This is a genomic window from Halocatena halophila (genome assembly GCA_027563145.1).
GTDB classification, from domain to species: domain Archaea; phylum Halobacteriota; class Halobacteria; order Halobacteriales; family Haloarculaceae; genus Halocatena; species Halocatena halophila.
Genome location: CP071306.1, coordinates 1,915,582 through 1,942,317, shown reverse-complemented (window position 1 = coordinate 1,942,317; position 26,736 = coordinate 1,915,582). Strand labels below are relative to the sequence as shown.

The following is a 26,736-nucleotide window of genomic DNA, read 5'->3' as shown; positions in this document are numbered from 1 at the left end:
ACTACGACAGAGAGTCTAAGTTAGATTATTTCATTAATATACATCACCACCATTATTATACACCGTTATGACATCGCCGTCCAGGGCAACTACCAAATTGATATAGTCTGAATTGAAGACTACACAATCTTCATTCTCCTCAGACTTCTCGATGGTTCCGTTTTCGATAGCATCACGGATTTTCCATCCGGCAACTGATCGTTTCCGGCGTTGTTGCTTGAAGTGTGTTGTTGGAGCATAGTCAGCAGGATCTCGTGAAACGTCCGAGAAATCATCACTGCTGGTACTCATTGTGTCGATACCCCGCAATCGCTGGACAAGATGGTTAGTTTTGCCATTGTCTGGAGATTTTTAATACACTTCTTGGTTAAGGAAGGAATCTGTTCATGCTGATAATTGGAATCGAACCAATCTGTAGACAACCATGTTACCAGCTAAAAGGGGAAGAAAGAGGGAAACAACAAAGGGAGTATGTAGGGGTTTGCGGTGCTGTTGCTGTAGTTGTAGTGATTAAAACAGCCCCCTTCTCGTTATTTATACCCTGTTTACAGCTATACCTATTACAGTGTTACCAGTGTAATGTATAGGGCATTGGAGCAAGGCTAAGCAGCTGTCTAACCCCTTCAATAACATAATTCTCAACCTATTATATAAAACCACATGGCACATCACAGAATCGAACCATGACTATCTAAGCGAAGATAGACTACCAGCTATGCCGTTACTCGTTAATTATTTCGCCGTTACGAGCTTCGTCTACTGCTTTGCCGAAAGACTGTTCCCTTTTTCGTTGTTCAGCCCACTTATTCGCAGCATTGTCGCTATCGTAGTTGCTCGACCACTCGCTATACTCGTCGTAGCTGTTGAAATTGTCATACGTCATTTTTCTATTCTCCAGTAACTGATTCGATGATTTCTTCCATGTTCAGTTCATCAGACTTTTCGATTGCAGCTTTCATAGCATCGACACAGTGAAGGGACAGTACGAAATCCTCGTTATTGCTGATATTCTCTGTGAACCGATCTCTTGTTTTTGAGCCTATACCTTTGGTATTTTTGGCAATGTTTTCGATATTATCAGTGATATTTTTAGCTGATGGTTCGACCTTTTTACGATACCGTAGTTCATCAGGTGATTCGAAGCTCTTGGGTAGATAGATCGGTGAATAGTCATCGGCAAATTCCTCTGCCATTCCCTCCACCTTAGTGAATTCGTCAGCATTGCCCTCGTCTACTTTTTCGTAGCTGTAGTCGGGGGTTCCGAACTGCTGTTTGTACTTGTGGAGATTCCCACCATATTCTTGTTTGTTGGATTCCTTCAGCCCATCATCTCCGTAAATTTCCTCGGTTTTCTCGAAATGAATATCAGCCCACTCCGAATAGCCCACCTCTTCTTTCACTTCAACGCCGAAATAATTGGCTACGTGTTCGACAAATCGACGGACAGATTGGGCTTTCCATTCCGTTTCAAAGGACTCAATACGATCGTCATACAGCCCGTCGTTATTCTTCTCGTTCTCGTTGTTTTCGTCGCCTTTAGTCGTGTACTTTGCGCCATTGTTGCCGAATTTGCTAAGATCAATTCCCATTGTTACAGAGTGTTTACCGTTAGTTTCAACTCGATACTACTGGCTGTCATCATCAGACACCACTCACCACAGTGGTGTTATAACCCGCTAAGGGGCTATTTCGACAGTTCGCACAAAGGCGAACTATAAACTGCTGTTTAGATGTCACATTTGCACATTCCCGCGAGGGAATGCCGTTTAGTAATGTACAGTTTTGTTCTCTTATCTCGCTACGCTCGCTGGAGTTTCGAGATTTCAGGTTAATTGTGCCAAAGATGATATCCTGTACAACCAGATTGGTAACGAGTATGCGCGTTCCGGCCATTTGTCCTTTATCCTGTACACTTAGCGATACGTCTAAGTTTACGATGTGACGGTAATCACCAGGGTGATGGATATGGCTCAAGAGTACTAACGCTATCTCTAAGGATAGTGTCGTATGACTCCAATTATTGTGTCACTTCCACATCACTTACTCGTGCTCGTGAATATGTCAATGACCCCCATAGATTCACCGCAGCTTTTTAATCGATCATCTCAGCATTTCAGCCTCCCGACAGAACTGCGAGCCTGCCGAGATTTCGAGTAGGTCACGCACAACCCGTACCAAGCCTTTCCTGGTCGGGTTTGTTACGTCCGATCATGTTTTAAGAACCATCATTACCCCGTTTCACCGTCATTAGTCCTTAACGCCGGACTTCAAGATATCGTGTATGGCCATGATCAATGTCTTAGACTCCCAGCGAGCTCGTGCAAAACCGGTTTTGTCCGGTCGAGCGGTCGAACCCGATCATGGAGTCACATGACCCTAACTATGGTCGATTTGCTAACTTACACACCGGGAATCGGTGTGTCTGGGTTTCTAACCCGTGATTTGCCAGGATTGGACTCTTTGAGTTTTTCCAGACACCCAGGGAGGGGGTTTATCGCGCCTTTATGGCGGTTAGTCATAGCCGATTTAACGGTCTCGAACCGTCTTAGCGACCACACAGCGCGTATGGCCACATATCGGGGCATTCAAGCATCCTATCCCGCTTTGCGGGGTTAGATGTATCTCAAGGCCGTGAATCACGGTTGCTTGGTCCCTTACTGGCAAACCACTTACAATAAGCCGCACTTGTGCCGTACAGGGGCTTGGCAACAAAGGCCGGTTGCCCCCTACGGGCATTGTGTGGCTTACATTCGCAAAACGCCTCGGGCTTGATCGCCTTCATCAGCTGACTACACCCTCCTTAGGTAGGGGCCACTCATCTACTTGTCTTTGACCTACAGAATTGCCGGTGAAATATGAAAACTGGCGTTATAGAGCCTATACACAGCTATTAGCATCCTCAATAATATCATAGAAACGACTATAATGAGGAATCGGTTTTGGGTTCCGGCAATATTTACGAAGCGAATGGGCCAGTGTACTGGGATTGAGTGCGTCGCTGTCTATCCGGTGAATATCGGCAGTATAGGCTCTGTACCTACTGGAACCAGAGGGTGCGCGCCAAGGGGTGGAACCGGTGATTATTGCTGATATGTGGCTAATAGTGGGAATTTGTGCAGTAGAGAGCTTGCGCTGCCTGTTCTTGTTACTTCCATGTTGTTTGCATGCTTGTTGGTGGCTGATAATAGCCTTGGCAGCAGGCATAGACGGAGTAGAGGGCCTGAAAGGGTGCTTTTCGGCCGTTTCAGCCACACAGAACGAATACAGCCAATCCGACCGGTATAAAATTACCTCTGGTAATATGATTTGGGTACAGCACCAGAAACATACGCACGCATTGGGGCATAGGCTGGGGGCATAGGCTGGGTGCAGGATAGTACCAAGCTGTTGACAGCTGGCTGGAGGCATGGCTGGGAGTAACAAGAACGGAGCCATGGCTGTGATCGATCAGGCTGGGATCAGGCTGGGAACAGCCTGGTGGCAGGTGGTGGGTACAGGTTGGAACATCACAATCGCGGCCGCACGGAGTAATAGAGGGGGTTGGCGCAAAAATTTTGGTGGAAAATCACGGAGCCGCGTTGGACTCCGGGTGAGTGTCAAAAGATGGTGAGCCTACCACAATCCAATAACACCCACCAATAAGAGCTGTAACTTACAATAGCATAATTGTTTTGGAATAAGCGTATCCGGATAACCAGTCCGGACATTTCCCAGATAACCAGTCTGAGATGATATTGTTGATTGCGGGATATCCAACCAAAGTGAATAGCCCATTTCCCTCTGTGAGCGCATAGAATATAAATTTACCTACTCCAAGATGAGTTACATTGTAACCGCGCGCCAGTATGAGTCAGAGAAGCAGTATACACGATCGTGAGTATTAGAATCCTGAGAAGAGAATAATATACACAATCATGCATAGATCCACCATTTAAATAGGGGTAAAGTATCACAAATTCCGAGGAGTTACTTATAAACCCCCGACAGGGTATATAAGGACTCCAGCCTTACATTGGTTGACGGGGAGAAAAAGAAAGAGGGGGTGCGGGGCGGAGCGGTAATCCAACCTGTATATTCTATATCCTCTCTTAAATTACCCCATTATATTCTATGTTGTAAACAGGGCTTAGTGCGAAGCACAAGAGGTGTTTAGAAGCCCGTATATTGACTAAACAACACCGTCCCCTTCTCGTCGTTTTAAGCAGTGTTTTGATGTTCAAACCGAGGAGGCGGTGAACCAATATAATACAACTTAAATACGAAGTATTCAGTAGATATTTATCAAATTAGATCATGATTGATACTTCGTATCATAGATATTTTACAGCCCCCTTCTTGTTATTTTGATGTTGCAGTTATTTTATCCTATTTTTATGGGCTATATCTATGGCTGTAAATAGTGTTACTGGAAAAACGAATGAAGAGCTCGAACGACTACGAGAAGAACATGATCATCCAACGTCGTTCGAAAAATGCTACTGTTTAGCAAAGATTCCCAGACAACCTGAGGACTACGATGGCCCAGTCCGGTATTGTGTATCTCGGAAGGTCATCCATCCACATTGGATCTGTAAGCATCACGGAGGTGCCGGCAGTACTGAAGGCCTGGACAAACTCGCTGGAATGAAACATGGTATGAACGCATCTGTTAAACATCTAATTGAGGACTTTAGTGACGCCGATCAGGAGTTGTACGATTGGATCACTCAGGAATGGCCTGAGGCATATGATATTGATGTTAGCGAAGATCCGCAGGCAAAGTATCGGTTTCACGAGCTCGCTGTTGAAATGGTTAGAAACGAGCGGGCCTCCGGGTACATTATTCGACAAGGAGAGGAAAACTCAAAGAAAGTCTTTGGGCCAAACGGAGAGGTTGAGTACGAAAATGTTCCTCACTATCTCTCTGATATGCTCCAACGTAACCGTAAACTCGTTATGAAGATGGAAGACAACCTGGGCATCTCCAGAAAAAAGCGTCTCCAAAACGAGAAAGAGGCCGACGCCACGGAGGTTATGAAATCCTTTGCTGAAGTCGGTGCCAGCCTTATCACAGGTGCCGATGAGGAGTATGATCCTGGTAAATGGGATAAGACCGATGCTTAGAACATTCTCAGCAGGATATTGGATGGTTCCAAGCCTTGAGACATGTGTGTACCCTGGCTCAGATGCGATTGTCGCTACCGACGTTTACTATGAGTTGGCGAATATCGTTGGTGAGCCGCTACTGGGGACTGTTGGTGGGTCTCACTTCAAGATTAAGCCTGACGGAACAGTTCCTGTAGATACGATTGCGGTTCCGGATGGTCGTCAGTACGCAGCACATGACGGTGATCCCCTTCTCGTCGAGAAAAACTCTGATTATAGCTGGTCGATGCCCCGATAAATTTGATTTATGAAGGTAGATAGCGATCTCCTGAGAGAATTTGCTGACCAACTGGGGGTCGAACCGTCTATCATTGAAGATCGGTGGCAAGGGCGACCAGATTTACTCGCTGAAGATATTTTCCAGATCCCGGATACAGATACGGGCGAAATAAAAGATTTAGAGCTATTCGATACCCAGCGCCGGGCAATGCACGCTTATTTTTACGGCAATGCCCAGACGATAAGTAATTACAAAGGCCGACGGATTGGGTACTCATTCATTTACTGTTTGTCGTATCTCATCCAGGGGATGTTCATTCCTCGGTCATTCTATCCTGTTGTTTCGAGGAAGAAGACACAGGCAGAAGAGCGTCTGTCTGATATTCAGACGCTCATTGACAACGCCAAAGTCGAGATTCCGACGAATACAGACAACAAAGGATACATCGAGCTGTGGAATGAAACGGCGTTCAAAGCGTACACAGGCGACCCTGACGGTGCCCGTGGTGATCGGCCCGCAAGATCTGTCCTTCTTGATGAAATGGCTTTCATGGAGAACCAGAAAGGGACGAAGCGGGCTTTTGGTGCATTCCTATCCCTTGGCAACGATCGAAAGATGGTACAGGTCTCGACGCCGAATGTGGACAATGACCTGTTTCTGAATACCTTTGAGCGGGGAACCGCGCAAGGAATGGACGGTGAAGAGGGAACAGACGAATATTCAACTGTTCTTTCAATCAAACAGCCGTCGTTCTGGAATGCAGATGAGATCGACATCAATACACCACTAACGGAACAGAGTGTTGAGCCAGTTCGGCCCGACATGAACATCCATCAGATTGAGGATGAGCGGGCGGCTGATCCAGCCGGATTTGGCCAGGAGTACCTCTGTCGTCCAATTCTTGACGAATATCGGTTCTTTTCTGCCGAATCAATCGATCGTGCAATGGATCGTGGCAGTAAGAGAGCGTATCAACACGGCCTTTCAGTACCAAACACTGCTGACACTCGGGCAATTGGTGTCGATGTTGGCATTAATCGCGATGATACAGTGATTCAGGTTTTCGATCACATTGATAACAAGCGGTTTCACCGGTATCAGGAGGTCGTAACAGACCAAACACTCGAAAATTTTGGATTTGTACGACCCGATCGAGGAAATGCTGATCAGATTGCTCAGTATGTCGCTCACATCTACAACCAGATGGAAGCTGACATAGTAACCATTGATCGGACTGGGCCTGGAGAAACATTTGCTATACAGCTCACAGACAGGCTTGGGCGTGCGGTCATCGACTTCAATTTCAGTGACCGAGACACGTTCAACGAGATGATGGGAGATATGAACGCTGGACTTCGGAATGATCGTGTTACTCTCCTTAAAGACGATCGGCTCAAAGAGGAGATGAACGCTATTGTCAAAGAGAAAAAGCGGGATGGTTCAACACCGACTTTCTCTGGCAAAGACGAGTCCGATACTGGTAAAGACGACACGGCAATGGCGGCGGTTCTGGGCGCATTTCCGCCGGGGTACGCGGTTTCTCCCGGACGAAACGCAGATCAGGAACAACGGTCACATGAACATCCTGTGGGCGATCGTGGCAACAAGAACGGGAGAGTAGAAAACACTGAACAGCCCGTTCCAGTTACTTCCAGTGCATCGTTTTCAAGTACACGAAATAAACGCGGTGGCAGTCGTAATAGCGGCCATTCAAGAAGAAGATATAACGGACGACATTCACGATAATGAGTACGGTAAAAGAAGGAATCATTCAACGAGCGGTAGCTGGCGAAATCGATGGGGTATCCCCCAACGACGCCAAAAGTACATTCGCTCTTGATAGTTCCACGGCGGTTGTTAAGCGGACAGGGAACAGTGGTACACCACGTCCATCTGAGCCGCCAACTCAGAAAATTCAAGATTATCGTCTAATTGCGGACACTGATCCTCACATTGGCGAGGGAATTAACACACTTGTTGATTATCTGGTTGGATCTGGATTTTCGATTCAACCAGCTAATATTGTTGGCACAGACCAAGAACAGAATGCAGAGGACATTTCGAATCTAAAATCACTTGTTGAAACCTCTAACTTTCAAGATGTTTTAATAAAGTGGGTCTGGCACGCTTTGGTTGATGGGACATCGTTTATCGAGATCGTTGTTGAAGACGATGTTTTCAAGCCCAAGGTACTTTCTGCTGAGAATATTTCGATTCAGACGGACGAATTCGGCAATACGACGGGTTATATTTATGAAACACCGGACAACGAAGAGATTGAATTTGGTCCATATGATCTTGCTGTCTTAAAATTCCATGAACATCCCGGTGAGGATTTCGGTCGTTCGCTTATCGAGAAATGTGAAGAGCAGGTCGATATGTTGCGAGATATGGAGATCGATATGGCGAGATTCATCGCCACTAAGGCTTATCCTCCTATAATTTGGCAATTGGGAACGGAAGATCGGCCATGGTCTGAAAATCAAATCGATTCGTGGCTATCGACTGTTGAAAACATTCAGCCCGACTCGATGTTGGCGGTTGGCCACGACGTTGATCACGATGTTGTTGGCGTTACGTCTACATCGTCTTCAGCTGGAGCCATGCGCTTGGAACCAACGTTTCAGCACTTACTGAAACGTATCTATACAGCACTTGGGCTTCCAGCATTTCTCGGCAATATCGATTCTGGAGGTACACGTGGTGATAGCGTAACGAATATGCCGAAATTTGACCGGCGTATACAGCGATATCGGTCAACTATTCGGTCAGCTGTTCGTAATCAGATCTTCGTTTCTATTATGGCGGGGGACGCAGATCCCGCTGAACTATCTGAATTGCCTCCTCAGTTTGAGTTTGGACAACACAGCTCAGAAGAAGAACGTCTCGACGCTGAAATGGCTGTTACGTTGGTTAACAACGGTCTTCTCACGTTCGAGGCGGCTGCTCGACGCATTGGAATTGATCCTGAGACAGAGTTGCCCCAGGAAGGCGAGCTTGATGAACATATTAGAAAGATTCAACAGCTCGCTGGAAAGGGTGATAATATCCAAAACCCCGACGGTGGCTCTCCAACTGATACAGGTGGCGGTGGTAATTCGGCTGACGGAGCGGTGAAAACCCGCCAGAACCCGGAGAAAGATACATCTGATTCTGACAGCCGGCCACAGCAGGACATATCAAACGAGTAGTGATGTATGAATGCCTGATGACGAAGAAGATGAAATGGCGGTGTGGCACAGAATCGATGAGCGAACCGAGCAGATCGACGACCGTCTTGGGCGGATGGGCGGTCGTATGGTAACTATTGAGGATAATATAGACAAGCAAGATAAACGAATTGATGAGATCGATAAACGTTCGAGCCGTAATCAGACAATTTTAAACGCTATCACATTTGGGATTAGTACCACTATTGCAGCGATTCTTTCTAAACTTGGTGGACTATTCAATTTTAAATTCTAATTATGTCTGAAAATGAAGTTTCACAAAGTGCGTGGCTGAACGTTAACTTCGCGCAGGTTGATCGTCTTGGTGATATTGACGACGGATTTAACGAATACGGCGTTCGTGAGCTTGACGATGGGTCGATTGATTTCACGTTTGCGGCGATGGAGCCGGGAATCAGACACGAAGGCACTCCCTTCGAGGTTGAAATCACTGAACAGTTCCTTCGAAAAGTTGCAACAAAGGATTATACAAGCCGTCTCCCGGTTCAGGATGGACACGAGAAGAACCAGCGGTCGAACGTTGGTTGGCTTCGATCGAATCGAGTGAAGTTCTCTGATGGCTTTCTGAAGCTGATGGGGCATATTCCCAATACCGGGAGTCAAGTTCGATCGGACTATATCTCTGACTTCACCCATGATCCACCGGCAATTCAGCACGGCAGTGTTGGGTTTGATCCTCGATCTCTCAAGGTCGAAACTTCCCAGGATAAAAACGAACCAGCAACGTTCACTGATGGGCGGCTCCATGAGTTTAGTCTAACGCCGTTCCCTGCTGGATATGACAACGGTGGATTGACAGCACAATTTTCTGGTGTATTCAACGATAACGGGACAGCTGAAGGCTCTATGACCCCCACTTGGGGCGAGAGCCGATTGGTTGCGCGTCGTTTGTAAGCGCGCACGGAATCTACAGCAATTCAAATTACTATTATGTACGAATTTGATCTAAAAGACGATATTGAAGAAATGGATGAGAGCAATCTTCGTTCGACGCTCTCTGATTTTATGAGTAAAGCTGAAGAAAATTCATCCGAATTTTCGGAGCTTGAAGAACAGATTGATGAACTTGAGTCTGATATCGAGCTCGCAACTACGTACTTTTCGGAGATGGCATCTGAGTACGTTCGGCTTGATGCAGAGATGATTGCTGATCGGTTCGAGTTCGAGGAGATTATTGAGATGGCTTCTGAAGCTGAAACCGACGAGAAGGAGGAGACGGAGTCTAAATTTGAGGACAAGCCCGAAAAGGCTCCTGTTGATGACAGTCAGAAGTCTGATTTTAGTGATGACGCACGGGCGGATCTAAAAAAGATGGGGTTTCTTGAATAATGACGCGTGTTAGACTTGCGACCGGCGCTGAACAGCCTATCAACCGCCATGGAGCGGTTAGTACTGTTTCTGGTGAGGAAGGTGATCCTGTTGGTATGGACTCGAATGGCCAGTGGGTAGCCGCTGATGCCGCCTCTGGTACGGCGGTGAATGCGCTTGGCGTGCTCGCCGCACCTGTTACTGATCCCGCTGACTTTGCCAGTGTTCCCGAAGTTCAGGATGTTATTGTGTCTGAACGGGAACTGGTTGGTGAAAACCGCATTGCGGCGGTTAAGAACGGGGTCATTCTTGTTAATTCCGACGAGGATTGGGGCTTCACTCCCGGACAGCCTATCTATCTGGGCACTGGTGGTGGATTTACTCAGACCAAGCCTTCCGCGAGCGGTGACATTGTTCAGATCCTTGGGGTTGCTATTAACGACGGGAACGAAATGTTCCTTGATGTTGACTACGGTTACGAGACGGTAGTCTAATTCTCCCGTTCTTGTTGACTATAGGTTACAAATTAATTATTTAAAGGTATTTATATTATGGCAAATTATCGAAAGACTGAGCTAACGACGAAAGACGACGTTCCACTTAGTGATATTCTTGGGTACGCGACTACGCTTATTGATGAGTATAGAGACGCTCCCAAAGGATTTCTAAATCAATTTACGCAGGAAGTCTCAAGTCGCGTATTTATGCAGCGTACTGGCGACATGACTTGGAATGAAGTTGCAGAGATGGAGCACGCCAAGACTGGTACGCTTGATAGCAAACAGATGGCGTTTTCGGTCAAGTCGTACGCTCGATCGCTTGGCTTCAGCCGTGAATTTATTGAGGATAATCCCTCTGAATTGCTTCGAGAAGAGCTTCGTGAACTTACTAAAGGTGCTGATACGAAGGACTTCGAAATTAGTTTCGATGTTGTGAAGAATGGAATTGCTGATGGGAGTCAGCTTTGGTTTACGCCGCCTGATCATGGCGCTTATTCGTTTACGGATACGCATAACCACACTTTCCCGGATACCAATACGCTGTTCGGGAGTACTGGTCCGTATACTGTATCCGAACACGTTCGCGAAGCGAACAAGCAGCTAAGGCACCATGGTAAAAGTCCATCAGTTGCGCTTGTAAGCTCTAACATTGCTGCTGAGCTGATTTCAGAACGCACTGACGGCACTAATTATTATATTCCGGAAGCCGAAGGTCTTCGTGAGGGTGCGCTTCCTGAACAAACCCTTCGGGAAGATGGAACCCATTTCGTACAGACCGCATGGCTTGATGGCAATGATGTGTTTATTATGTCTGATAGTAGGCCCATCAAGACCAATACTGTTCGTCCGATAGAGATTACGGACAACTCGGGCGTTCCGGTTGGTGGGTCGGGCGGTTCCTACGGTGATCCGGGTGCACTGATTGGTGCTTACGGGTCGTTCCGTAAAGGGGCCAAGATGGCTGATCCACTTGCTGGAGTCAAATTCACAGCAGACAACCTGGCCTAACATAATCTATGGTCGCTGATGATACTGAAATGAAGGAGTTAGTTCGGTCGCTAACAGACTACGACAGTAGCATTCTGACTGATTCTGAGTTAGAATCGCTACTTGTGTTGTCGAAAGACGAGTTCTGGGCCGACACAGACACATCAGCAAGATTCTATACTGGCAATAAACAGGCTGATCAGGCGTTGTTCTGGCTTCTTTGTTTATTCTCAAAGATCAAGGTTGGGGAACTGGATGCACCTGCATTTGAGATAGCAGAGATCCAAGTTGATGAAGCTTCAAACCCGGAAGAGATCAGTCGATGGCTTAAAAATTACCGCAAATATCGAGATAACGCCGTTACAGGGTCTAAAGCGGGAATTGGTCAAATAAGCCGTTCAGACAGAACATACCAATTCGATAATTAAGTTATGAGTAGAATTATCCCTGCACAACGGCGACGAGCATCACTGGCTATCAAACGTCTTGGAGAACTATGTACATTGACTGAACCTGGCGAAATTGTTGAAGATCCCTATGGGAAAGGTGATGTTCAGTCGTGGATAGCAGTATCTGAAGAAAATGTTATTCGCGTATATCGTAGTGCTGATAGCAATGAAGGAGAACTTGAACGTACAGTAGGTGGTCGGTATCCAGTTGATCATCCACTAATGATTTTTACTGGAGATTCGCAGATCAAGACTGGAATGAGAGTTAGTTATCTCGATAAAACCTACGAAATCGATGCTATTACACGGTATAGAACTCATCTTGAAGCCAATTCAACTCTTGTTACAGATGAGGGTGGGTGAATATATGGCAAAATTATCTGGATCAATAAATATTTCTAATACAGATATTGGTGAGAAAATCGGTGATGCTATTGATTCTGGCATCGATGACGCTGCTGATGATATTGCGCGGGGAATAACGAGAACGAGCGAAGATAAGATCAGAACTGAAGATGCTGTATGGCGGTATGAGATGTTAGAGGCATTTTATAACTCTACAATTACACTTTCCAACCGTACGCTTGTAATGGTTAACAACAGCGCTGAGCATGGTCCATACCAGGAACATGGAGTTTCTGGCACACAGAATAAGCGTGAGACACCATATTCGTACGAAAATAGTATGCCCCCATTAGAGTCACTAATTCCATGGATTGAAGACAACCTTGCAGGAACTGGGTTTGATCCAGATGGTTGATATTGATTCATTAGACCCTGAAGTGCGAATGTTAGCCTTCTGGTTACAAACTCATCTTTATGAACAGGGGGTTGATGGCATCCACTTTATGGAAGCTGGAGAAAAATGGGCTGAAGAAAATGCTGCTGATACAACAGCAGATGCTATTGGGAATGAGCTGCGTAAGTTATGAAAGAGCAAGATATAGTATTTAAATTGAGAAAGAAGATAAAAAATATACTTCCCAGTAAATTTGATGTTCGAACGAAGGGGGGAGATGAAAATGCTTCACCTCCAATTTGCATTTTACAATGGGAATCACAAGATATTGGAGTCGGTGGTTCAAGCCCGTATGCAGGCACTATCCGTGATTCTGACGGGAATGCCATCGGTCGTGAATTACATCGATATGGGTCATTTGTTGCAGAGATTTTACTACGGTCATACAGCGAATCTGAACGTGATGAACTCGGCCCTGATCTTGCTGATAACTTCATTCCTTATATGGATGATTCTAAGCTATTTAATAAAGATACATTCCGATGGGAAGTTGGTAAATTCGTTCCTAAAACTCAGTCTGTAGTAGAACGAGACTGGTATGAGGGAACCCTTCTCGTTAAATTCGGCTATGTAAAGCGCGTCGAGCATACGGTAGATACGCTCGAACAGGTTCAAGAGAACATCGGCGGATAGCGGTTTTGCGGTTTTAATTCTTTAATTATGGTAACTATAGGCGGAACTGCCCTACCGGGCATTAAGACAGAAGTTGAATCGGCTAACAGCACGAGTGTCAATATCGGGGCACCAGCTCAGATTGGTCTAATCGGCCAGGCAGATCTTGCAAATGGGACGGCAAACACTGATGAAGTATACGAGATTCGGACCCCAGTTGCAGCCAGGAACCTCTTTGGACGCGATAGTTCTCTAACTAAGAATGCTACAAACGCGCTTTCTGAGGGGGCATACCCGGTGTATTGTGTTGCCGCGAGTGAAACCACGGTAACCGCAGAAACAGTTGATGCACAAACTGGAAACTTTACTGAAACGCCTGTTATTGAAGACGGGTCTGAAATTTCTGTTACTTTGGACAGCTCAGTAACTGCGGTAAAAACGTTGGATAATATCGACAGTCTGACTGCTCAAAGTGATGAAATGCTCTATAATCCTGTTACTGGGAACTGGAAGCTGTCACAAGCTCCTTCAACTGCTGGGACAGTCGATTATACTGCATATGATTATCCTGGCGCAGTTGATGTGATGATGGCCGACCGGTCTGAAAGGATTGATTTTCTTGGTATCCTTAACGAGAACCAGGCAGCTGTCGAATACGCACATCAAGCCGTGCTACAGGAAGTTGAACGGTATAATTTCATTATTGTCTTGGCTGGTACAAGCACAAAGATCGCCAATACAGCAGACTATGCCAATAGTTTCGATAGTTCTCGCATTCAGCTCATTTATCCATCGAGGAATGCTGATGGGATGAATTTCGTTGGATCGGTTCTTGGCCTTCGGGGAGAGCTCGGTATTGATAACAGCCCGATGTTCAAACGCTTGAACACCGAAAACGATCTGGCTGTTACTCTCTCGAAGGGAGAGCAAACCGATCTATACAATGAAGATGTTGTTCCAATTGCCGATGAGGCTCGGGGAGCCAGGATCGTCGAGGATGTCACCTGCGTTGCTAACGACAATCAGGCTGAGTCGGCTATGTCTCAATCGCTTCATCGACTCATTGTGGATTACGTTACTGGAATCGTGCACCAAGCCAGTGAACCGTTCATTGGCGAACTGCACACCCAGTCAGCGCGGAATGCACTAAGGGCCGTAATTACTTCCGAGCTCGAACGATTGCGGACGACGCACGCTATTACTGCATTCACAATTTCTGTTGAAAAGGTTGACGCAATGACTGCTCGTGTTAATGTTGGTATCAACACGATCGATCCGCTTCGGAACATCATTGCCAACATCTCGGCTGGAGAAATCGAGGGACAATCAACTGGTGAAACTGAAGCATAAATAACCAGAACTCCCCGTTCTCGTTAGTCCAATCGAAAAGTAACAACTTTAACTAAATCTAAATTTATGGTAGAACGAAAAGAAAATACAGCAGATATTGTTGTCAATGTTGGTTCCGAAGAAGTTACCGTAGCCAACATGACATATACAAAGGACATTGATGTTAGTGCTATCTATGGATCTGGCCAAACTATCCCAAATGGATATACTATTGGCCATATTTCCTACGAAGGAGAAATAGAGTGCGAAGGAAATAAGCACGATATTAATGGCCATTTCTTTGATGGAAACGGAGTACCTCAAGTCCTTGATTCGATTACAGTGACTCATCTTGATGGTTCTGAAACTGCATTCTATGAAGTTTTGTGTACCAGTGAAGGGTATGAAGTCTCTGACGGCGATACAACGACAACGACGTATGAATATATTGCGATGCGGAAAGGCAGTGCCGGTAGCGTTGATACGAATCCACTATAATAAGTAACTGACTGTCCCACAGTATAACAGGGACACTTCTTATATTAATTATGTCTGATAAACCTAAAGGAAAATTGTACGAAATGTGCGTTCGTGGCGACGATTATACCGAAGATTATGACTTTGAGATGTTTGGTGAGGAAATTGCGGTTATTATGAGCCCAATTGTTGATAACGAATTTCTCCCTATCGCATCATTTCTAAAAGGACATCTCGACATGGACGAAGAAGAGGCTGTTGAACGAGTTGAAGAAGCCAAAGAGGAGGCTGAGGAACGAGGAGATGACACAGTTGACGTTTCTAACATGGATAAAGAATTTGTAGAAGCCATGCAGGATGCGGCCAAACTCGGTATTGTCGGATCATATGATGACGACGGAAATATGGTTGAGTATACCGAGGACGATGCAGAAAAGATGGTGTCGATGATGCGTGGCGGATATAGTGTCGAGCTTGGTGGCAAGGCCCTGGAGATCTCGGGCAACGTCCGTGATGTGAAGAAATTTCCGGGAAGTCGGGGGAGCCAGTAGCGTTTTAGCACTCCTTGAAGCTGGAGTGCCTCTTGTTGAAACGCAAGCTGATTTAACTCCGTTTCAGCGAATGGCGCTTATCGAAGCTATCGAAGAGAAAGCTGAGAGAGAGCAAGAAGCTGCAAGCGGTAACCAGCAGGGAGCTGGGCAGGTTAATTCACTCCGACAACCTGGAGGCGGTCGTGGGGAAACTACGATGTTTGTTAATACAGGAGAAGAGTAATGGCAGCATCTGAATCAATCAAGGTTGCCGTTGAAATTGTCGATGAGTATTCTAAAGAGCTGGAAAAGCTTGATAGAAAGCTTGACAAGATCGATGCAGATGACCTTGAAATCAACCTTGAAATTAACGATAATGGGAGTATTGAGCGCACTAAAAAGGCACTCAAATCTCTCGAAAAGCGTATCCGAACGACGTTGAAGGTTGCTGTCAAGGCCCGCAATGCAATGGCAAAGCGGGAAGCTCTTGAAGATGATCTCCACACAACGCTACACGTTGATGTTGATGAAGACGGCGAGCTCATCAATGACAATTCCCTTTCTGGTCCACCAACCCAGATCGGGGCACAGGAGTCCTTCAACTATCTAAAGGAATTAATTCGCAATGATGCTCAAAGCTTCACTCGGGGCGAATCTAATGTTGGGGAAAGTGTATCAAAGGTAGTTAGGCAAACTGAGATTGCAGAACCAACATTAGATAATGCTGTTGAATTCATTGAAAATTTCCATGCAGACACAATTCCCGAGTCTGAATACGAAACTCAGCGAATTATCGATGAGCAAATAGTTCGGACTATCAACAAGGGGGACACCGGGGAATTCATCATGCCAGGTTCAGAAACGGCATCAGAATTCCCTCCCGATTGGTCCGGTAGAGAATGGGACAGAGATAAAGTAAATCGAGGCGCTCAAAATCATCTCGAAGAGCTCCTCGACAAGCAGATCAAATCACTTGTTGACGAGCAAATTGCTCGTACAGTTAATCGAGTGGATACAGATGATTTCATCTATCCTGATACTGCTTCATTCCACCCAGATTTCTCAGCTCGTGATATTACCGATGATGTACAGCACGAGTTCTCTATACCGGATACAGACGAATTCAAAAATGGATTTGATCTTATCTTTGGGGGAGATGATGATAACGAGAAGGGGGGTATCTTTAAGTCTGCAAAAGATACTTTTTCAGAAATTGCCAATGTATCAATTCCTGAAACCGATAAAGCATTTAGTAAACTTGGTAGCACTTTAAAGAAATACCGGCCAACGATCCAGCAGTGGTGGAATCTGATTGCTTTGATGGCCCCAATGCTATTTACAGCTACGGCTGGGGCATTGGGTCTTGTCGCTGCGCTTGGTGCATTAGCTGGAGTTGGAGCTGCTATTGGCGGACTCGGTTTGCTCGGATACGGTGACGGGCTTGAAGGATCGATGGATGAGGCCAGAAAGCGTTTGAAGAAACTGGCCGAGTCTGTCTATGGGATTTTGCGGCCTGTTATCGCTACTTTTAATCCCATTGTGGAAGCCATCTTCTCTTCGATCCCTGGTGAAGTGCAGTCACTTGTTGGCCCGCTCGAAAACCTTAGCCAATTTGGAGGATTCTTTGAACAGGCTGTTGGTGGCACATTCGATTTCATCAGACAGCTTATCGTAGCTGTTAATAGCCTTTCTGGACCCCTTACTGAAATTGGAGGAAAATTTGGGAAAATATTCGGCAATTTGATCATTAAGTTATTCAAAGGGTTAGTGAAAGAACTACACAATAATCAAACTGCATTCTTGAGAATTGCAAAAATTATTGGTTCTGTTGTGTTCATTTTGTATAACTTGATGAGCGCAGTTTCGTTTGTCCTTACTGTCTTCGAACCTCTGTTCAATATCTTGGCTGGCGTTTCAAGCCTTCTGTCGAACAAATTCGTTGTTGGGCTTATGAGCGCCCTTCTTGTTATTGGAACCGTTATTGGAGCAGTTTGGGCATTGTCAGCGGCAGTTGCAGCACTTAACTCCCAGTTGTTTATCACAGCTGGCCAGGCCATGATTGCTGTCGTTAAAGGCCTGTATATGGTAATCCAAGCTGCGTTAGCCTCGATCCCTGCAATTGGATCACTAACCGGGGCTGTTGCAACGTTAGCTGCTGCAATTACTGTTGCAACACTCGGACTTGCTGCACTTCTCGGGGGCATGGCAGCTATGTCTACAATGGATTCAATGTCGGGAGCAGGTGGTAGCAGTGGTAGTGGTTACGGCAATGATCCTGGAGGCGGTGCTACGACGATTATTAATGTCGATGGTGATGTGAACAATCGCGCTTATCAACGACTTCAGGATGATCATTCGCATCTTTACGATAATGAAAAAGACATAGATGATAGAACAACCCCATCAACATAAAATATAATATATGATTCTTAGAGCTGGCGGTGGTAGTAGTACTTCAGTATCTGCTGAACAGTCTTCATTTCTTTTATCTGGGCCTGTAACATTTGCACCATATTATGTTCCAGAGCGTATATCAATTGATAAAGAACGCAAACTGGATAAAAGTGATAATTTCTGTGGTGGTCAAGATGTTATTGACACAGGATCTAAAAACCGCGTTATCCACATCTCTGGAAAACTGCGGGCTAATGAAGTTGGAGCATTCAATGGCTCACTAAACAAGAACGAACCGTTCGATGTTGTTACTCCAGCCTGGTCCGGCCAAGTTCGGATCGAAGCTGGGGAATTAGAGGGTCCGATTGGTTATGATCCAATAAATAAGATGCAACTTTACAGCTATAGTCTTGACATTGTATCAACTGGCATTGACGAAGGCGGTGGACAAGTTCCCAAATTCGGCATTATAAGCGGGTAATCTATGACTTGTGCACTTTCTGAAGGTGTCCGAATAACGTTTGAAAACTCCGGTGTGGTAGTGCAACCCGTTGAGTTGGACTCTCGATCAAAGCGCCGACATTACTCATATGTACAGGCAAAAGTAACTCGGCAGGCTGGAGAGCTCATTGACAACAAAGTCAAAGCATTCGAGCCTGTTACAGTCTCGATAGAGGGAGTTCCATTAAATCGGTTCTACGTTCCTCAGGATGGCATCACGTTAAACAACGATAATGGTATTATCAATCTTGATGATGCTCATAAAATTATGGAACGTGGTGCAATCACGAAAAACTTTGATGATTCAACGCTTGGAGATATTGTTGACTTCATTTACTCGAAGGTAAGCGATCCACTTGGAGCCATTAAATCAGTAGAATTTACAGCACAGACAGATCAATCAGAATCGATTCAGTCATATTCTGAATCACTACGGGGTGGGTTTGATGTCTCATACCCAGGGGTCAAGTACGTAGAAGGAGCAGCTAATGTTGTTGGAAACAGCATTCAAGATATTAATAATTTCTTCGCTCCTGGCCACGTAGATTCATTTGCGAGTCTACAATTTGATAATATATCGCCAAGAAAGGCGATGGCAAAAGTTGAAGATGAATTCGGGGTGGAATCATGGGTTGATATCCTCGGAACACTATGGGTAGGACATCCTGAATCACGGCCCGTAAATTCCCTTACTGTAGACCCACGGGGACATGGACTTCGAGTTAAGGAACTCAACATTACGAAATCTACAGTTCCTATAAAACGAGTTATTGCACGCGGGGCCACTGATTACCGGGGCTTCGAATTTCCGGAGATGGATGACATTTTCAGCATTGAGAAGATCTACCCGGTTGCCGAAGCATGGGTCTCAGGAGCAAATGATGGGCGCGTGATGGCGATCGAGGAACCATTGAATATCTACAAACAGAAAGACCTTGAAGAAGCTGTGAAAGGCTATCTACTCCGTGAGTCTATGGGAAATACCTCTGGAAATATTGCATTTAATGGGTTGGCCTCACAGTCCAGTAGTATTTTATCTTCTCTGTCGGTTGGAGACACAATTTCAGTCCCTTCAACAACGAGAACCGACGACTGTTCTAACTCAGCTGATGGTGGGGATTACATTGTTCGTGGCGTTAAGCACAATTTCAACCCACGGTTAGGATGGGAGTCTATTGTTGATCTCGGTGGAGTGCCTGATTCCATCGAATCTAAGTCGTATATTTACGACCCAACAGACTCACAGAAGTATGCTGATGTTGAAGCGTACAATTCAGGCAACGCACTTTAATTTATGAGCGATAGGAATCTTGGTACTCCAGAAATAAAGTACGGTCGTATCACGTCGATAAAGGTGGATTACAAGCGACGAAAGATCATGGTCAATGCGGTGATCGGACCAGACCAGGAGCCGCGAGAAATGGAATACATTTCACAAGGCAAAAACGAATGGATCGTCCCGAACGTCGGTGATATCGTTGAGATTCACTACGTCGATCGGCAGCCTACAGCACGAGCTGTTCGTAATCCATACACCAAGGATGATCCCAACCGCGAGAAAGAAGTTCCCTTTCCTAAGGAGATGGGCGAAGGAGACTATTGTTTCCAGTTCAACAAGGGTACAGGAATCCGTTTCAAGCGAAATGCAGACGATACGTATGATATGATTCTTGCGTGTGATGGTAAGTGCACGATCGTGAGCGACACCTATGAACAGAAGCTCGATCCAAAGGGTATGGAATCGCTGGAAACAAACTGGAAAGATTATCCTGACGCACCCAGTGCACCATTTGCAAAGGAAGACAAAACGCCGTCGAGTTAATCGCTGGAAATAACGAGAACGGGACTAACCACATATCCCCCCTTCTCGTCGTCTCTATCTATTGAATCTAATTATGGATATTAAGTTAGGAGAAGGATTTGACGTACAGTTTAGTGGGCGGAATGACCTTGAAACAATTACTGGACGAGAAGCTTTTGAGCAGCGTGTTGCAATTCGTGCTGTTGGGTATTTTCATGAAGTGATTGGTAGAAATTTGCCTAAAGAGCAGATTCTGAATCTCATACAGTTGGAAGCACAACGCGTCGCCAGCGATGGTGAATATTTGAACGATATCAAATCTATTTCAGCACAATTTTCACCAGATTCTGTTAATACAGTTCAGCTCACTATCGTCTACAATACAAATGAACAATTTCAAATTGATTTAACTGAATAATGGCTATTATAGACGGGCGGTATGAACCGCTCACAAAGGACGAAATTTTAGATCTTCTGATGGATTATGCGTTTGATGTATTCGGGCCGAATCTTAACCCGGACGATCTTGCTGTCATTCGAACGTTCTACGAACCCGTTGCGGTGATGTTGCGGGATATTCAGATGGATCTTAGAGAAGTTCTGAACGCAACACAACTGGAATATGCTCAAGACAGAGCACTCGATCTTCTTACCGCACTCATTGGAGTTCGGCGTAATAAGGCTGATTCGGCAATCGGAGAGGCTACATTTTCTCGTGATGTTGCTGCCAGCACTGATTATGTCATTCCCAAAGGAACGGTGATCCAAACCGATGAGATCGACGCTGTACGGTTCCAGACGACCGAGACAGCTATTCTTCCATCTGGTAACACACAAGTTGCGAATGTAGCGATTGAAGCTATTGAGCCGGGAATCGGCGGAAATGTGGGCTCCAACGCTATCGTTGTTATGCCCGACCCTCCAACCGGTATTGAACACGTCACAAATCCTAATGCGACCCATTCTGGCGAACGTCGAGAATCTGATGACGATCTTCGAGAACGGGCAAAGGATGAGCTATCTCAGGGCATGAATTCGACAGCTATCGGCATCTACAATGCGTTAGTTGATGTTGATGGCGTAAAATCCGTTTCACTATTCGTAAACGATACAAATTCCGAAGATGCAAGTGGGAGGCCAGGACACTCCTTCGAGGCGGTCGTTGAGTGTACATCAGATGTTCATGAAAACGTTGGAAAAACGATTTTAACTACAAAGGCTGCCGGAGACGGTACTGTTGGCGGAGCTCGGGGAAATCTTGTTTCGCTTGATTTGCCAATCGGTACTGGTCAAACTATGACTGTTGAATTTTCCAAACCGACTGTGAAGGGCCTCTACATAGATATGAATATTACGACAACCGATGTGTATGAGGGAGACAGTGAAGTTAAAGACGAGATTGTCCACTATGTCGGGGGTGTGCTGTCCTCTGGAGATGAAGAAGACGGAAATCTACGTGTTGGAGATGATGTTATCTATCGGAAGATAATTGGCCAAATTATGTCTGTGAACGGAGTGGCCGACGTATCGTCCCTTAATATCGGGTTCTCGTCGTCTCCAACATCTACAACCAATCTCACGGTTGCAGCGAATGAAATGGCATCGGTGAGCGCACTGGATAGTTCGATCACGATCACAAAATAACAACAAGTTATGGCTGAGAAATCTACGAACGAAGAGCTTGCCAGTCGTTTGCCGATATGGATGCCTAAGGACCCGGACTCGGGAAATTACCAGCTGTTTACGCCACTGGCAGACACAATTGATGATCTCAAAAGTGATCTTGATGATGTAAACGCTGCAACAATGCCCCAAACTGCCAATTCTGTGGAGGAAATTGAGCGATTGGCAATTATGGTAGATGTCCTGCCAAAGAAGGACGAATCACTCGAACATTATCGTGCTCGGGTTATTTCCAATTATCAGCTTGTCACGAGCGAAGGTACAATTTCAGATCTCCTTGGAGGTCTGGCTACGATGTTGAATGTTAGGGAAAATAATTTTGGTTACAGTGAGCCACACAATTCCACATCAGGATACGGAAGCGTAGTTGTCACAATTCCCCTTCCTGCACTTGATCAAACTGCTCTCTCGGGTTCTGAAGTTGCCTCAATGGCTGATAAACTTGTTCCAATCAGCTATAATGTGGATATCCTTACTCGTGGGACATTTACATACATTAACCCAACAGACTACAATAATAGCAATTTTGAAGCAAATAAGGCATACGATGGACTCGATTCTAACGGCGATCCTAAAAATAATGGCGGAACATACGCTGGACTTTTAGAATAATATATTATGACTACATACTCAAGTAATCTAACAGCATGGGGTGACTCCGGATCCGAATACCCCAGCGGATATAGCTACATTGAAGGAGAACAGCCAGTTGATGCATGGGACAATTTCTTTAACTCCAATGTTCAGATTGATATTGACCATTTGATTAATGTCACAAATGAACGGCTGGATTCGACAAGAAGCGATACAGCGCCAACGTCTCCAACTAAAGGCCAACAGTGGTATGACTCTACGAATGGCAATTTAGAATATTATAATGATGTTGATGGCGTGTGGAGAACAGTTGCTACTGAAAACTGGGTTAAAAATGAAGCATTTGATACCTCTAAATTTGCCACCTTAAGTGAAAACGAAACCATCACTGGGTCTTGGACATTTAATTCACCATTAAATATCTCAGCTGCAAGTGATCACATCCAACTCACTGAGACTGATGCTTCAAATAAACAATGGGTAATTGAATCCAATTCGGAGAAATTTAAAGTACGTGAATCTGGAGTTGGAGAGCACTTTGGAATTAATCCAGGTGGTGCTATTGATGTTGCTGATATTAATGTAGATAATATTAATGTTAGTGGTGATATTTCTGGAGGGAGATTTATATCGTCTAACTCCAGCTTAGTTCAATCCCGTAGAGGAGATCCCGAAGATGGCGTCATGATGGGGGCATACGATAATTCAAATGGAGGATTTAATGCTCACATAACTCCAGTTAAAGACGGCACAAATCTTTGGGGTAACAATATTACATTCGATAAAGGAACTGAAACCTGGACATTCAAATCTGCAAAATTCACCTCCAATGTCTCCATGGACGGAAATGCGATTAATGATGTCGGTGGAGTATCTGTAAATAGGATTAATTTAATGGATGTTGGTGGGATTAGAGATTCTATTATAGGGCACGCATCTGATTCCAGCTTCTTCATAGCTCCGGTGGATGATTCAAATAGTACAATTTGGGGAGATGATTTTCGCTATGATAATTCCAGTAGTAGGTGGATTTGTGGGACCGTTCTTGAGACAAAGGAGCACATTAAAACAGCACAAGGATACGGAGTTGTTTCGCCCTCTCAGCAGCGTAGAATTTATGTCGGAAATTCTTTCCCATCTGAAGCAGAAAACGGCGATATTCTTCTTGAACCAGCATAATGCCTATTAGATTGAATGGGGGTGGTAAACGCACCCCACATATAATGCAGAATAGCTCAAAACAAAATCTAAACGCTGCTTACGTACTACAAAACGGCTCAAAAACAAAGGTGTGGCCATCTCACCTCGAAATTGACTACTTTGGCGACGGAAATATGAATGAATATTGGGAAAATTCAACATCTGGACACGCAAATGTTATTTCAGGAAGTATTGGTCCCTCTGGTAGTTCCAGTCACTTAGAAATAGATAACAGGCGAGTTATTTCAAAAGATGGTGACGGGTTACCCAATTACCCACACTGGGGAGACACATGGGAATTTTACTTTAAACCTACCAACTTTAGAAATACTCCCGGAATTTTCCGATGTAATTTCCATAATAACCACTACAATACTGACGACTTATACAGAATCGAGTGGGAATCTGATCCTACGTCTGGTTCTGATATGTCCCTTGAGAAGCGCCTGAATGGCTCGAATGTTAAAATCCAGGCAACGGGAGATGGATTGGGTATCAAGACGGGAATAACATACCGTGTTACAGTTGAGATGAGGCAAAGCGATTACACAATTATTGTAAATTGGTATGATTATGACAATAACAATCACCTCAGACAATTAAGTCTCAGTGACTCATCCAACCCAATTTCGGGATCAGCAGTTAGTTTCTTCACAAATGCCTATGTGGTTTGTCAAATTGGTTCTGTTCGCATTCTCCCGTAACTAACAAGAAGGCGATGACCGGTATACCCGCGAGCGCACATATTCTTATTTATAACTAATTTATGGTACTTAATCATCAAGATCCCCTTGAGGGATACGATAAACGTATTGGTGGTAGTTTGGGTAAAGGTACGCACGGCGGTACTGAAACCTCGACGCCAGATGAATATCCCGATCGTAACGATTGGGACTACGAAGTTTCGACTACAGCCGAACTCGTCAACCGCATACAGGAAGACAACGTAATTGTCGGCCTCGATCCATCGGTTGATGAATTTATTATCAACGGATATAATGAAGTTACTCCTGGAGAAAACACAGCGCTCGTCGGTCACTACTGTAATCCAGATGTAGCTGGTCGTGGACCGGTTATCAGGAAAACGCACTACGAGAAGTGTTTCCTGAAGACTCGACAGCCGTTCCACATGTACGGAGTGAGTCTTCGAGGGCCTATGCGTGGCTATTTCGATCCCCGTAAACGAGCACAAAGCCCAGAATGGAACTCTGATAAGAAGGAGGATTGGCATACCGCAGGCGTTTGGGTAATGACGGATAAGCGTGAGCCTACGTCGAATTTTGTCGGGTGCGAATTTTGGGGCTGGACATGGGCTGCTGTTGTCCTTGGGGCGAAAAACTACCAGACTCAGGGTCGATTTTACCGATGCTCATTCCATGAGTGTATCATGGAGACGTTGGGATACGGTGTAACACAGTTTGATGGTCATGCCGAGCTCGACCTTTGTTTCTTTGACGAATGCCGTCACGCTGTTGCTGGATACGGCTACCCAACCGAAACGTGTCACATCAGACGATGTCTTGCTGGGCCTGGACCCTACTCCGGTCATGTTATTGATCGTCACGAACTGTCGGAGGATAATCCCGTTTCAGGGAAATGGATTCGAATCAACGATTGTACATTCATGAACGATATGAGTCTCGGTCCTAATGGGAAATATCCCGATGAATCAATCAAGCTTCGCGGCTTGCCCGAAAGACAATCTTGGGTTCGCAACTCACATTTCACAAAGAAAAATCAGCGCCCTGTTGGTGCCGGTGAAGACGGCGATGCATATCTACAAGAAGGGCGTGATGAACTGAAACGATTTAGCGCAGATAATAACATCTACGGACCGGAAATTGTTGACGGGCATGGTGCTCCTCGGTCGTCTAACCCTGGGGGTGAGACACCGGAAACCGGGGAGCAGATACTAACTATCCATGGTCAAAACATCGATGCTGAATACACAATTGAAGTCGATGGTGAAGTCTCCAAAACCGATGATATAGAATCTGGTTCTGATATCATTGAAGATAACGAGAAGGGGGGCACCACCATTCACGGAATTGTTAATCCCGCTAATGACTCCTACCGCCTTGGAGAAGACGCAGAGATCACTCGATTTGAAACAACGGGATTTGTGAAGGTGACACTCAATGGTGAGCCCGCAAACCTCTCCGTTCCCGTTATGCTCAGCCTTACAGAAAAGCTCGATAACGCAAGTATAGATTTCTAATCGCCTGAAATTGGTACGGTTGCCAGCGATGGCGCTAATTTCAGGATTGACGTAATACAGACTTAATATAACAATGATCGAAATTATTTCGCAGATTGGACAGACGCCGCCCAGTACAGCATTCATGCTCGGTTTTTCGATGGCTCTTGCTATTCGTCGTGGCCGAATTGGACAAGTTACTAACGGTATCTACAGTGCTGGAAGTGCTAACAGTACTAACAGTGAAGACAGTGCAGACAGTGCAGACAGTGAAAGCGTCCCTAATAAGAGTCGAGATACCGATTGGGAAGATAAGCAGATCGAAGGGTAATGGCAGTAACAAAGTCTGATAGCTTCCGAGTATTCGGGCCTGAATTCGGAAAGACAGACTCATTTGTAGATGTTTCAGTTTCTGCCATTGATAGTAAGGGTAACATCTACCTTTCCGATTCAAGCGGTAATGAATGGTCAAGAACAGATAGTGAAATTACAAAGTTGTTCGATGAGAAATTGATTATGGCGTCATCTAACGTCACGACCAATTCTCTGTGGGATGTTCTTACGACGCTCACTTCCGAACGCCAGAATACCTCAAACAACTTTGTTGACGCAGAACTAAAGAACGCTCAAAAATCGATTTTCTTAGCGGTTTTTGAAGCTTCGCGGTAATAACGAGAACAGCCGCTTCTTGTTATTCCGATCGCTCTTCTTTACGCAGATTCGAACTCATTTGGCGCAGTTCCTCTTTTTGCCACAATGGGAGATCATTTTCCGATATAA

General features: G+C 45.3%; 29 protein-coding genes. 27 read left to right on the top strand and 2 right to left on the bottom strand.

What is annotated here, in order from left to right; genetic code table 11:
• Window positions 1-33: 33 nt before the first annotated feature.
• Both JXQ78_RS10310 and JXQ78_RS10305 read right to left on the bottom strand, forming a co-directional pair.
• A complete protein-coding gene (locus tag JXQ78_RS10310; RefSeq protein ID WP_330630677.1) occupies window positions 34-291 on the bottom strand; it encodes a hypothetical protein in 258 nt (85 codons plus the stop codon).
• A gap of 596 nt (window positions 292-887) precedes the next feature.
• On the bottom strand, window positions 888-1,589 hold the full coding sequence (locus tag JXQ78_RS10305; RefSeq protein WP_330630676.1) for a hypothetical protein: 702 nt from the start codon (window positions 1,587-1,589) through the stop codon (window positions 888-890).
• Between the two features lie 2,797 nt (window positions 1,590-4,386).
• On the opposite strand from JXQ78_RS10305, the gene JXQ78_RS10300 reads away from it, so the two are divergent.
• From JXQ78_RS10300 to JXQ78_RS10170, 27 genes are all read left to right on the top strand, one after another.
• On the top strand, window positions 4,387-5,103 hold the full coding sequence (locus JXQ78_RS10300) for a hypothetical protein (protein ID WP_330630675.1): 717 nt from the start codon (window positions 4,387-4,389) through the stop codon (window positions 5,101-5,103).
• A 289-nt stretch (window positions 5,104-5,392) separates the two neighbouring features.
• Window positions 5,393-7,111, top strand: a complete 1,719-nt coding sequence (locus JXQ78_RS10295) for a phage terminase large subunit family protein (RefSeq protein WP_330630674.1) — start codon at window positions 5,393-5,395, stop codon at window positions 7,109-7,111.
• Window positions 7,111-8,556, top strand: coding sequence for a phage portal protein family protein (locus JXQ78_RS10290; RefSeq protein WP_330630673.1), 1,446 nt, complete (start codon window positions 7,111-7,113; stop codon window positions 8,554-8,556). The genes JXQ78_RS10295 and JXQ78_RS10290 overlap by 1 nt, the downstream gene beginning before the upstream one ends.
• Before the next feature lie 10 nt (window positions 8,557-8,566).
• Entirely contained in the window at window positions 8,567-8,830 is a 264-nt protein-coding gene (locus tag JXQ78_RS10285) for a hypothetical protein (protein ID WP_330630672.1), read from the top strand.
• Between the two features lie 2 nt (window positions 8,831-8,832).
• Entirely contained in the window at window positions 8,833-9,489 is a 657-nt protein-coding gene (locus JXQ78_RS10280; protein ID WP_330630671.1) for a hypothetical protein, read from the top strand.
• A 36-nt stretch (window positions 9,490-9,525) separates the two neighbouring features.
• The gene (locus tag JXQ78_RS10275) at window positions 9,526-9,924 is read left to right on the top strand and encodes a hypothetical protein (RefSeq protein ID WP_330630670.1); all 399 of its coding nucleotides are present in this window, start codon (window positions 9,526-9,528) and stop codon (window positions 9,922-9,924) included.
• Window positions 9,925-10,019: 95 nt separating this feature from the next.
• A complete protein-coding gene (locus JXQ78_RS10270) occupies window positions 10,020-10,397 on the top strand; it encodes a hypothetical protein (RefSeq protein ID WP_330630669.1) in 378 nt (125 codons plus the stop codon).
• Window positions 10,398-10,454: 57 nt separating this feature from the next.
• Window positions 10,455-11,411 carry a phage major capsid protein gene (locus JXQ78_RS10265; RefSeq protein WP_330630668.1) on the top strand — a complete coding sequence of 319 codons (957 nt, stop codon included), beginning with the start codon at window positions 10,455-10,457 and terminating at the stop codon, window positions 11,409-11,411.
• A gap of 8 nt (window positions 11,412-11,419) precedes the next feature.
• Window positions 11,420-11,818 carry a hypothetical protein gene (locus JXQ78_RS10260; protein WP_330630667.1) on the top strand — a complete coding sequence of 133 codons (399 nt, stop codon included), beginning with the start codon at window positions 11,420-11,422 and terminating at the stop codon, window positions 11,816-11,818.
• Window positions 11,819-11,893: 75 nt separating this feature from the next.
• Window positions 11,894-12,202, top strand: coding sequence for a hypothetical protein (locus tag JXQ78_RS10255; protein WP_330630666.1), 309 nt, complete (start codon window positions 11,894-11,896; stop codon window positions 12,200-12,202).
• Between the two features lie 4 nt (window positions 12,203-12,206).
• Window positions 12,207-12,599, top strand: a complete 393-nt coding sequence (locus tag JXQ78_RS10250) for a hypothetical protein (protein WP_330630665.1) — start codon at window positions 12,207-12,209, stop codon at window positions 12,597-12,599.
• Window positions 12,592-12,771, top strand: coding sequence for a hypothetical protein (locus tag JXQ78_RS10245; RefSeq protein WP_330630664.1), 180 nt, complete (start codon window positions 12,592-12,594; stop codon window positions 12,769-12,771). The genes JXQ78_RS10250 and JXQ78_RS10245 overlap by 8 nt, the downstream gene beginning before the upstream one ends.
• Window positions 12,768-13,271, top strand: a complete 504-nt coding sequence (locus tag JXQ78_RS10240) for a hypothetical protein (protein WP_330630663.1) — start codon at window positions 12,768-12,770, stop codon at window positions 13,269-13,271. Before JXQ78_RS10245 ends, JXQ78_RS10240 begins: the two co-directional genes overlap by 4 nt.
• A gap of 27 nt (window positions 13,272-13,298) precedes the next feature.
• Window positions 13,299-14,600 carry a hypothetical protein gene (locus JXQ78_RS10235; protein WP_330630662.1) on the top strand — a complete coding sequence of 434 codons (1,302 nt, stop codon included), beginning with the start codon at window positions 13,299-13,301 and terminating at the stop codon, window positions 14,598-14,600.
• A 66-nt stretch (window positions 14,601-14,666) separates the two neighbouring features.
• Window positions 14,667-15,077 (top strand): hypothetical protein, encoded by a 411-nt coding sequence (locus JXQ78_RS10230; protein WP_330630661.1) that lies wholly within the window; start codon window positions 14,667-14,669, stop codon window positions 15,075-15,077.
• Between the two features lie 50 nt (window positions 15,078-15,127).
• Complete coding sequence (locus tag JXQ78_RS10225) at window positions 15,128-15,607, top strand: hypothetical protein (RefSeq protein ID WP_330630660.1); 480 nt, start codon at window positions 15,128-15,130, stop codon at window positions 15,605-15,607.
• 222 nt (window positions 15,608-15,829) lie between these two features.
• Window positions 15,830-17,998 (top strand): hypothetical protein, encoded by a 2,169-nt coding sequence (locus tag JXQ78_RS10220; RefSeq protein WP_330630659.1) that lies wholly within the window; start codon window positions 15,830-15,832, stop codon window positions 17,996-17,998.
• Between the two features lie 10 nt (window positions 17,999-18,008).
• Window positions 18,009-18,461 carry a hypothetical protein gene (locus tag JXQ78_RS10215; RefSeq protein ID WP_330630658.1) on the top strand — a complete coding sequence of 151 codons (453 nt, stop codon included), beginning with the start codon at window positions 18,009-18,011 and terminating at the stop codon, window positions 18,459-18,461.
• Window positions 18,462-18,521: 60 nt separating this feature from the next.
• Complete coding sequence (locus JXQ78_RS10210; protein ID WP_330630657.1) at window positions 18,522-19,772, top strand: hypothetical protein; 1,251 nt, start codon at window positions 18,522-18,524, stop codon at window positions 19,770-19,772.
• Between the two features lie 3 nt (window positions 19,773-19,775).
• On the top strand, window positions 19,776-20,303 hold the full coding sequence (locus JXQ78_RS10205; RefSeq protein WP_330630656.1) for a hypothetical protein: 528 nt from the start codon (window positions 19,776-19,778) through the stop codon (window positions 20,301-20,303).
• A gap of 73 nt (window positions 20,304-20,376) precedes the next feature.
• Window positions 20,377-20,700 (top strand): hypothetical protein, encoded by a 324-nt coding sequence (locus JXQ78_RS10200; protein ID WP_330630655.1) that lies wholly within the window; start codon window positions 20,377-20,379, stop codon window positions 20,698-20,700.
• Entirely contained in the window at window positions 20,700-21,926 is a 1,227-nt protein-coding gene (locus tag JXQ78_RS10195; protein ID WP_330630654.1) for a baseplate J/gp47 family protein, read from the top strand. Before JXQ78_RS10200 ends, JXQ78_RS10195 begins: the two co-directional genes overlap by 1 nt.
• A gap of 9 nt (window positions 21,927-21,935) precedes the next feature.
• On the top strand, window positions 21,936-22,577 hold the full coding sequence (locus JXQ78_RS10190; RefSeq protein WP_330630653.1) for a hypothetical protein: 642 nt from the start codon (window positions 21,936-21,938) through the stop codon (window positions 22,575-22,577).
• Window positions 22,578-22,583: 6 nt separating this feature from the next.
• Window positions 22,584-23,738, top strand: coding sequence for a hypothetical protein (locus JXQ78_RS10185; RefSeq protein ID WP_330630652.1), 1,155 nt, complete (start codon window positions 22,584-22,586; stop codon window positions 23,736-23,738).
• Window positions 23,739-23,782: 44 nt separating this feature from the next.
• The gene (locus tag JXQ78_RS10180) at window positions 23,783-24,463 is read left to right on the top strand and encodes a hypothetical protein (RefSeq protein WP_330630651.1); all 681 of its coding nucleotides are present in this window, start codon (window positions 23,783-23,785) and stop codon (window positions 24,461-24,463) included.
• 62 nt (window positions 24,464-24,525) lie between these two features.
• Window positions 24,526-25,977 (top strand): hypothetical protein, encoded by a 1,452-nt coding sequence (locus tag JXQ78_RS10175; protein WP_330630650.1) that lies wholly within the window; start codon window positions 24,526-24,528, stop codon window positions 25,975-25,977.
• A gap of 309 nt (window positions 25,978-26,286) precedes the next feature.
• Entirely contained in the window at window positions 26,287-26,625 is a 339-nt protein-coding gene (locus JXQ78_RS10170; RefSeq protein ID WP_330630649.1) for a hypothetical protein, read from the top strand.
• Window positions 26,626-26,736: the final 111 nt, after the last annotated feature.

What these genes read in the sequence shown, in the direction of transcription:
- JXQ78_RS10245 (WP_330630664.1), top strand. Translation starts at nt 12,592, where the DNA reads ATGGTTGATATTGATTCATTAGACCCTGAAGTGCGAATGTTAGCCTTC.
- JXQ78_RS10240 (WP_330630663.1), top strand. Translation starts at nt 12,768, where the DNA reads ATGAAAGAGCAAGATATAGTATTTAAATTGAGAAAGAAGATAAAAAAT.
- JXQ78_RS10280 (WP_330630671.1), top strand. Translation starts at nt 8,833, where the DNA reads ATGTCTGAAAATGAAGTTTCACAAAGTGCGTGGCTGAACGTTAACTTC.
- JXQ78_RS10175 (WP_330630650.1), top strand. Translation starts at nt 24,526, where the DNA reads ATGGTACTTAATCATCAAGATCCCCTTGAGGGATACGATAAACGTATT.
- JXQ78_RS10225 (WP_330630660.1), top strand. Translation starts at nt 15,128, where the DNA reads ATGTCTGATAAACCTAAAGGAAAATTGTACGAAATGTGCGTTCGTGGC.
- JXQ78_RS10295 (WP_330630674.1), top strand. Translation starts at nt 5,393, where the DNA reads ATGAAGGTAGATAGCGATCTCCTGAGAGAATTTGCTGACCAACTGGGG.
- JXQ78_RS10215 (WP_330630658.1), top strand. Translation starts at nt 18,009, where the DNA reads ATGATTCTTAGAGCTGGCGGTGGTAGTAGTACTTCAGTATCTGCTGAA.
- JXQ78_RS10230 (WP_330630661.1), top strand. Translation starts at nt 14,667, where the DNA reads ATGGTAGAACGAAAAGAAAATACAGCAGATATTGTTGTCAATGTTGGT.
- JXQ78_RS10285 (WP_330630672.1), top strand. Translation starts at nt 8,567, where the DNA reads ATGCCTGATGACGAAGAAGATGAAATGGCGGTGTGGCACAGAATCGAT.
- JXQ78_RS10170 (WP_330630649.1), top strand. Translation starts at nt 26,287, where the DNA reads ATGGCAGTAACAAAGTCTGATAGCTTCCGAGTATTCGGGCCTGAATTC.
- JXQ78_RS10200 (WP_330630655.1), top strand. Translation starts at nt 20,377, where the DNA reads ATGGATATTAAGTTAGGAGAAGGATTTGACGTACAGTTTAGTGGGCGG.
- JXQ78_RS10265 (WP_330630668.1), top strand. Translation starts at nt 10,455, where the DNA reads ATGGCAAATTATCGAAAGACTGAGCTAACGACGAAAGACGACGTTCCA.
- JXQ78_RS10250 (WP_330630665.1), top strand. Translation starts at nt 12,207, where the DNA reads ATGGCAAAATTATCTGGATCAATAAATATTTCTAATACAGATATTGGT.
- JXQ78_RS10220 (WP_330630659.1), top strand. Translation starts at nt 15,830, where the DNA reads ATGGCAGCATCTGAATCAATCAAGGTTGCCGTTGAAATTGTCGATGAG.
- JXQ78_RS10260 (WP_330630667.1), top strand. Translation starts at nt 11,420, where the DNA reads ATGGTCGCTGATGATACTGAAATGAAGGAGTTAGTTCGGTCGCTAACA.
- JXQ78_RS10275 (WP_330630670.1), top strand. Translation starts at nt 9,526, where the DNA reads ATGTACGAATTTGATCTAAAAGACGATATTGAAGAAATGGATGAGAGC.
- JXQ78_RS10300 (WP_330630675.1), top strand. Translation starts at nt 4,387, where the DNA reads ATGGCTGTAAATAGTGTTACTGGAAAAACGAATGAAGAGCTCGAACGA.
- JXQ78_RS10180 (WP_330630651.1), top strand. Translation starts at nt 23,783, where the DNA reads ATGCAGAATAGCTCAAAACAAAATCTAAACGCTGCTTACGTACTACAA.
- JXQ78_RS10190 (WP_330630653.1), top strand. Translation starts at nt 21,936, where the DNA reads ATGGCTGAGAAATCTACGAACGAAGAGCTTGCCAGTCGTTTGCCGATA.
- JXQ78_RS10270 (WP_330630669.1), top strand. Translation starts at nt 10,020, where the DNA reads ATGGACTCGAATGGCCAGTGGGTAGCCGCTGATGCCGCCTCTGGTACG.
- JXQ78_RS10235 (WP_330630662.1), top strand. Translation starts at nt 13,299, where the DNA reads ATGGTAACTATAGGCGGAACTGCCCTACCGGGCATTAAGACAGAAGTT.
- JXQ78_RS10310 (WP_330630677.1), bottom strand. Translation starts at nt 291, where the DNA reads ATGAGTACCAGCAGTGATGATTTCTCGGACGTTTCACGAGATCCTGCT.
- JXQ78_RS10185 (WP_330630652.1), top strand. Translation starts at nt 22,584, where the DNA reads ATGACTACATACTCAAGTAATCTAACAGCATGGGGTGACTCCGGATCC.
- JXQ78_RS10305 (WP_330630676.1), bottom strand. Translation starts at nt 1,589, where the DNA reads ATGGGAATTGATCTTAGCAAATTCGGCAACAATGGCGCAAAGTACACG.
- JXQ78_RS10205 (WP_330630656.1), top strand. Translation starts at nt 19,776, where the DNA reads ATGAGCGATAGGAATCTTGGTACTCCAGAAATAAAGTACGGTCGTATC.
- JXQ78_RS10290 (WP_330630673.1), top strand. Translation starts at nt 7,111, where the DNA reads ATGAGTACGGTAAAAGAAGGAATCATTCAACGAGCGGTAGCTGGCGAA.
- JXQ78_RS10195 (WP_330630654.1), top strand. Translation starts at nt 20,700, where the DNA reads ATGGCTATTATAGACGGGCGGTATGAACCGCTCACAAAGGACGAAATT.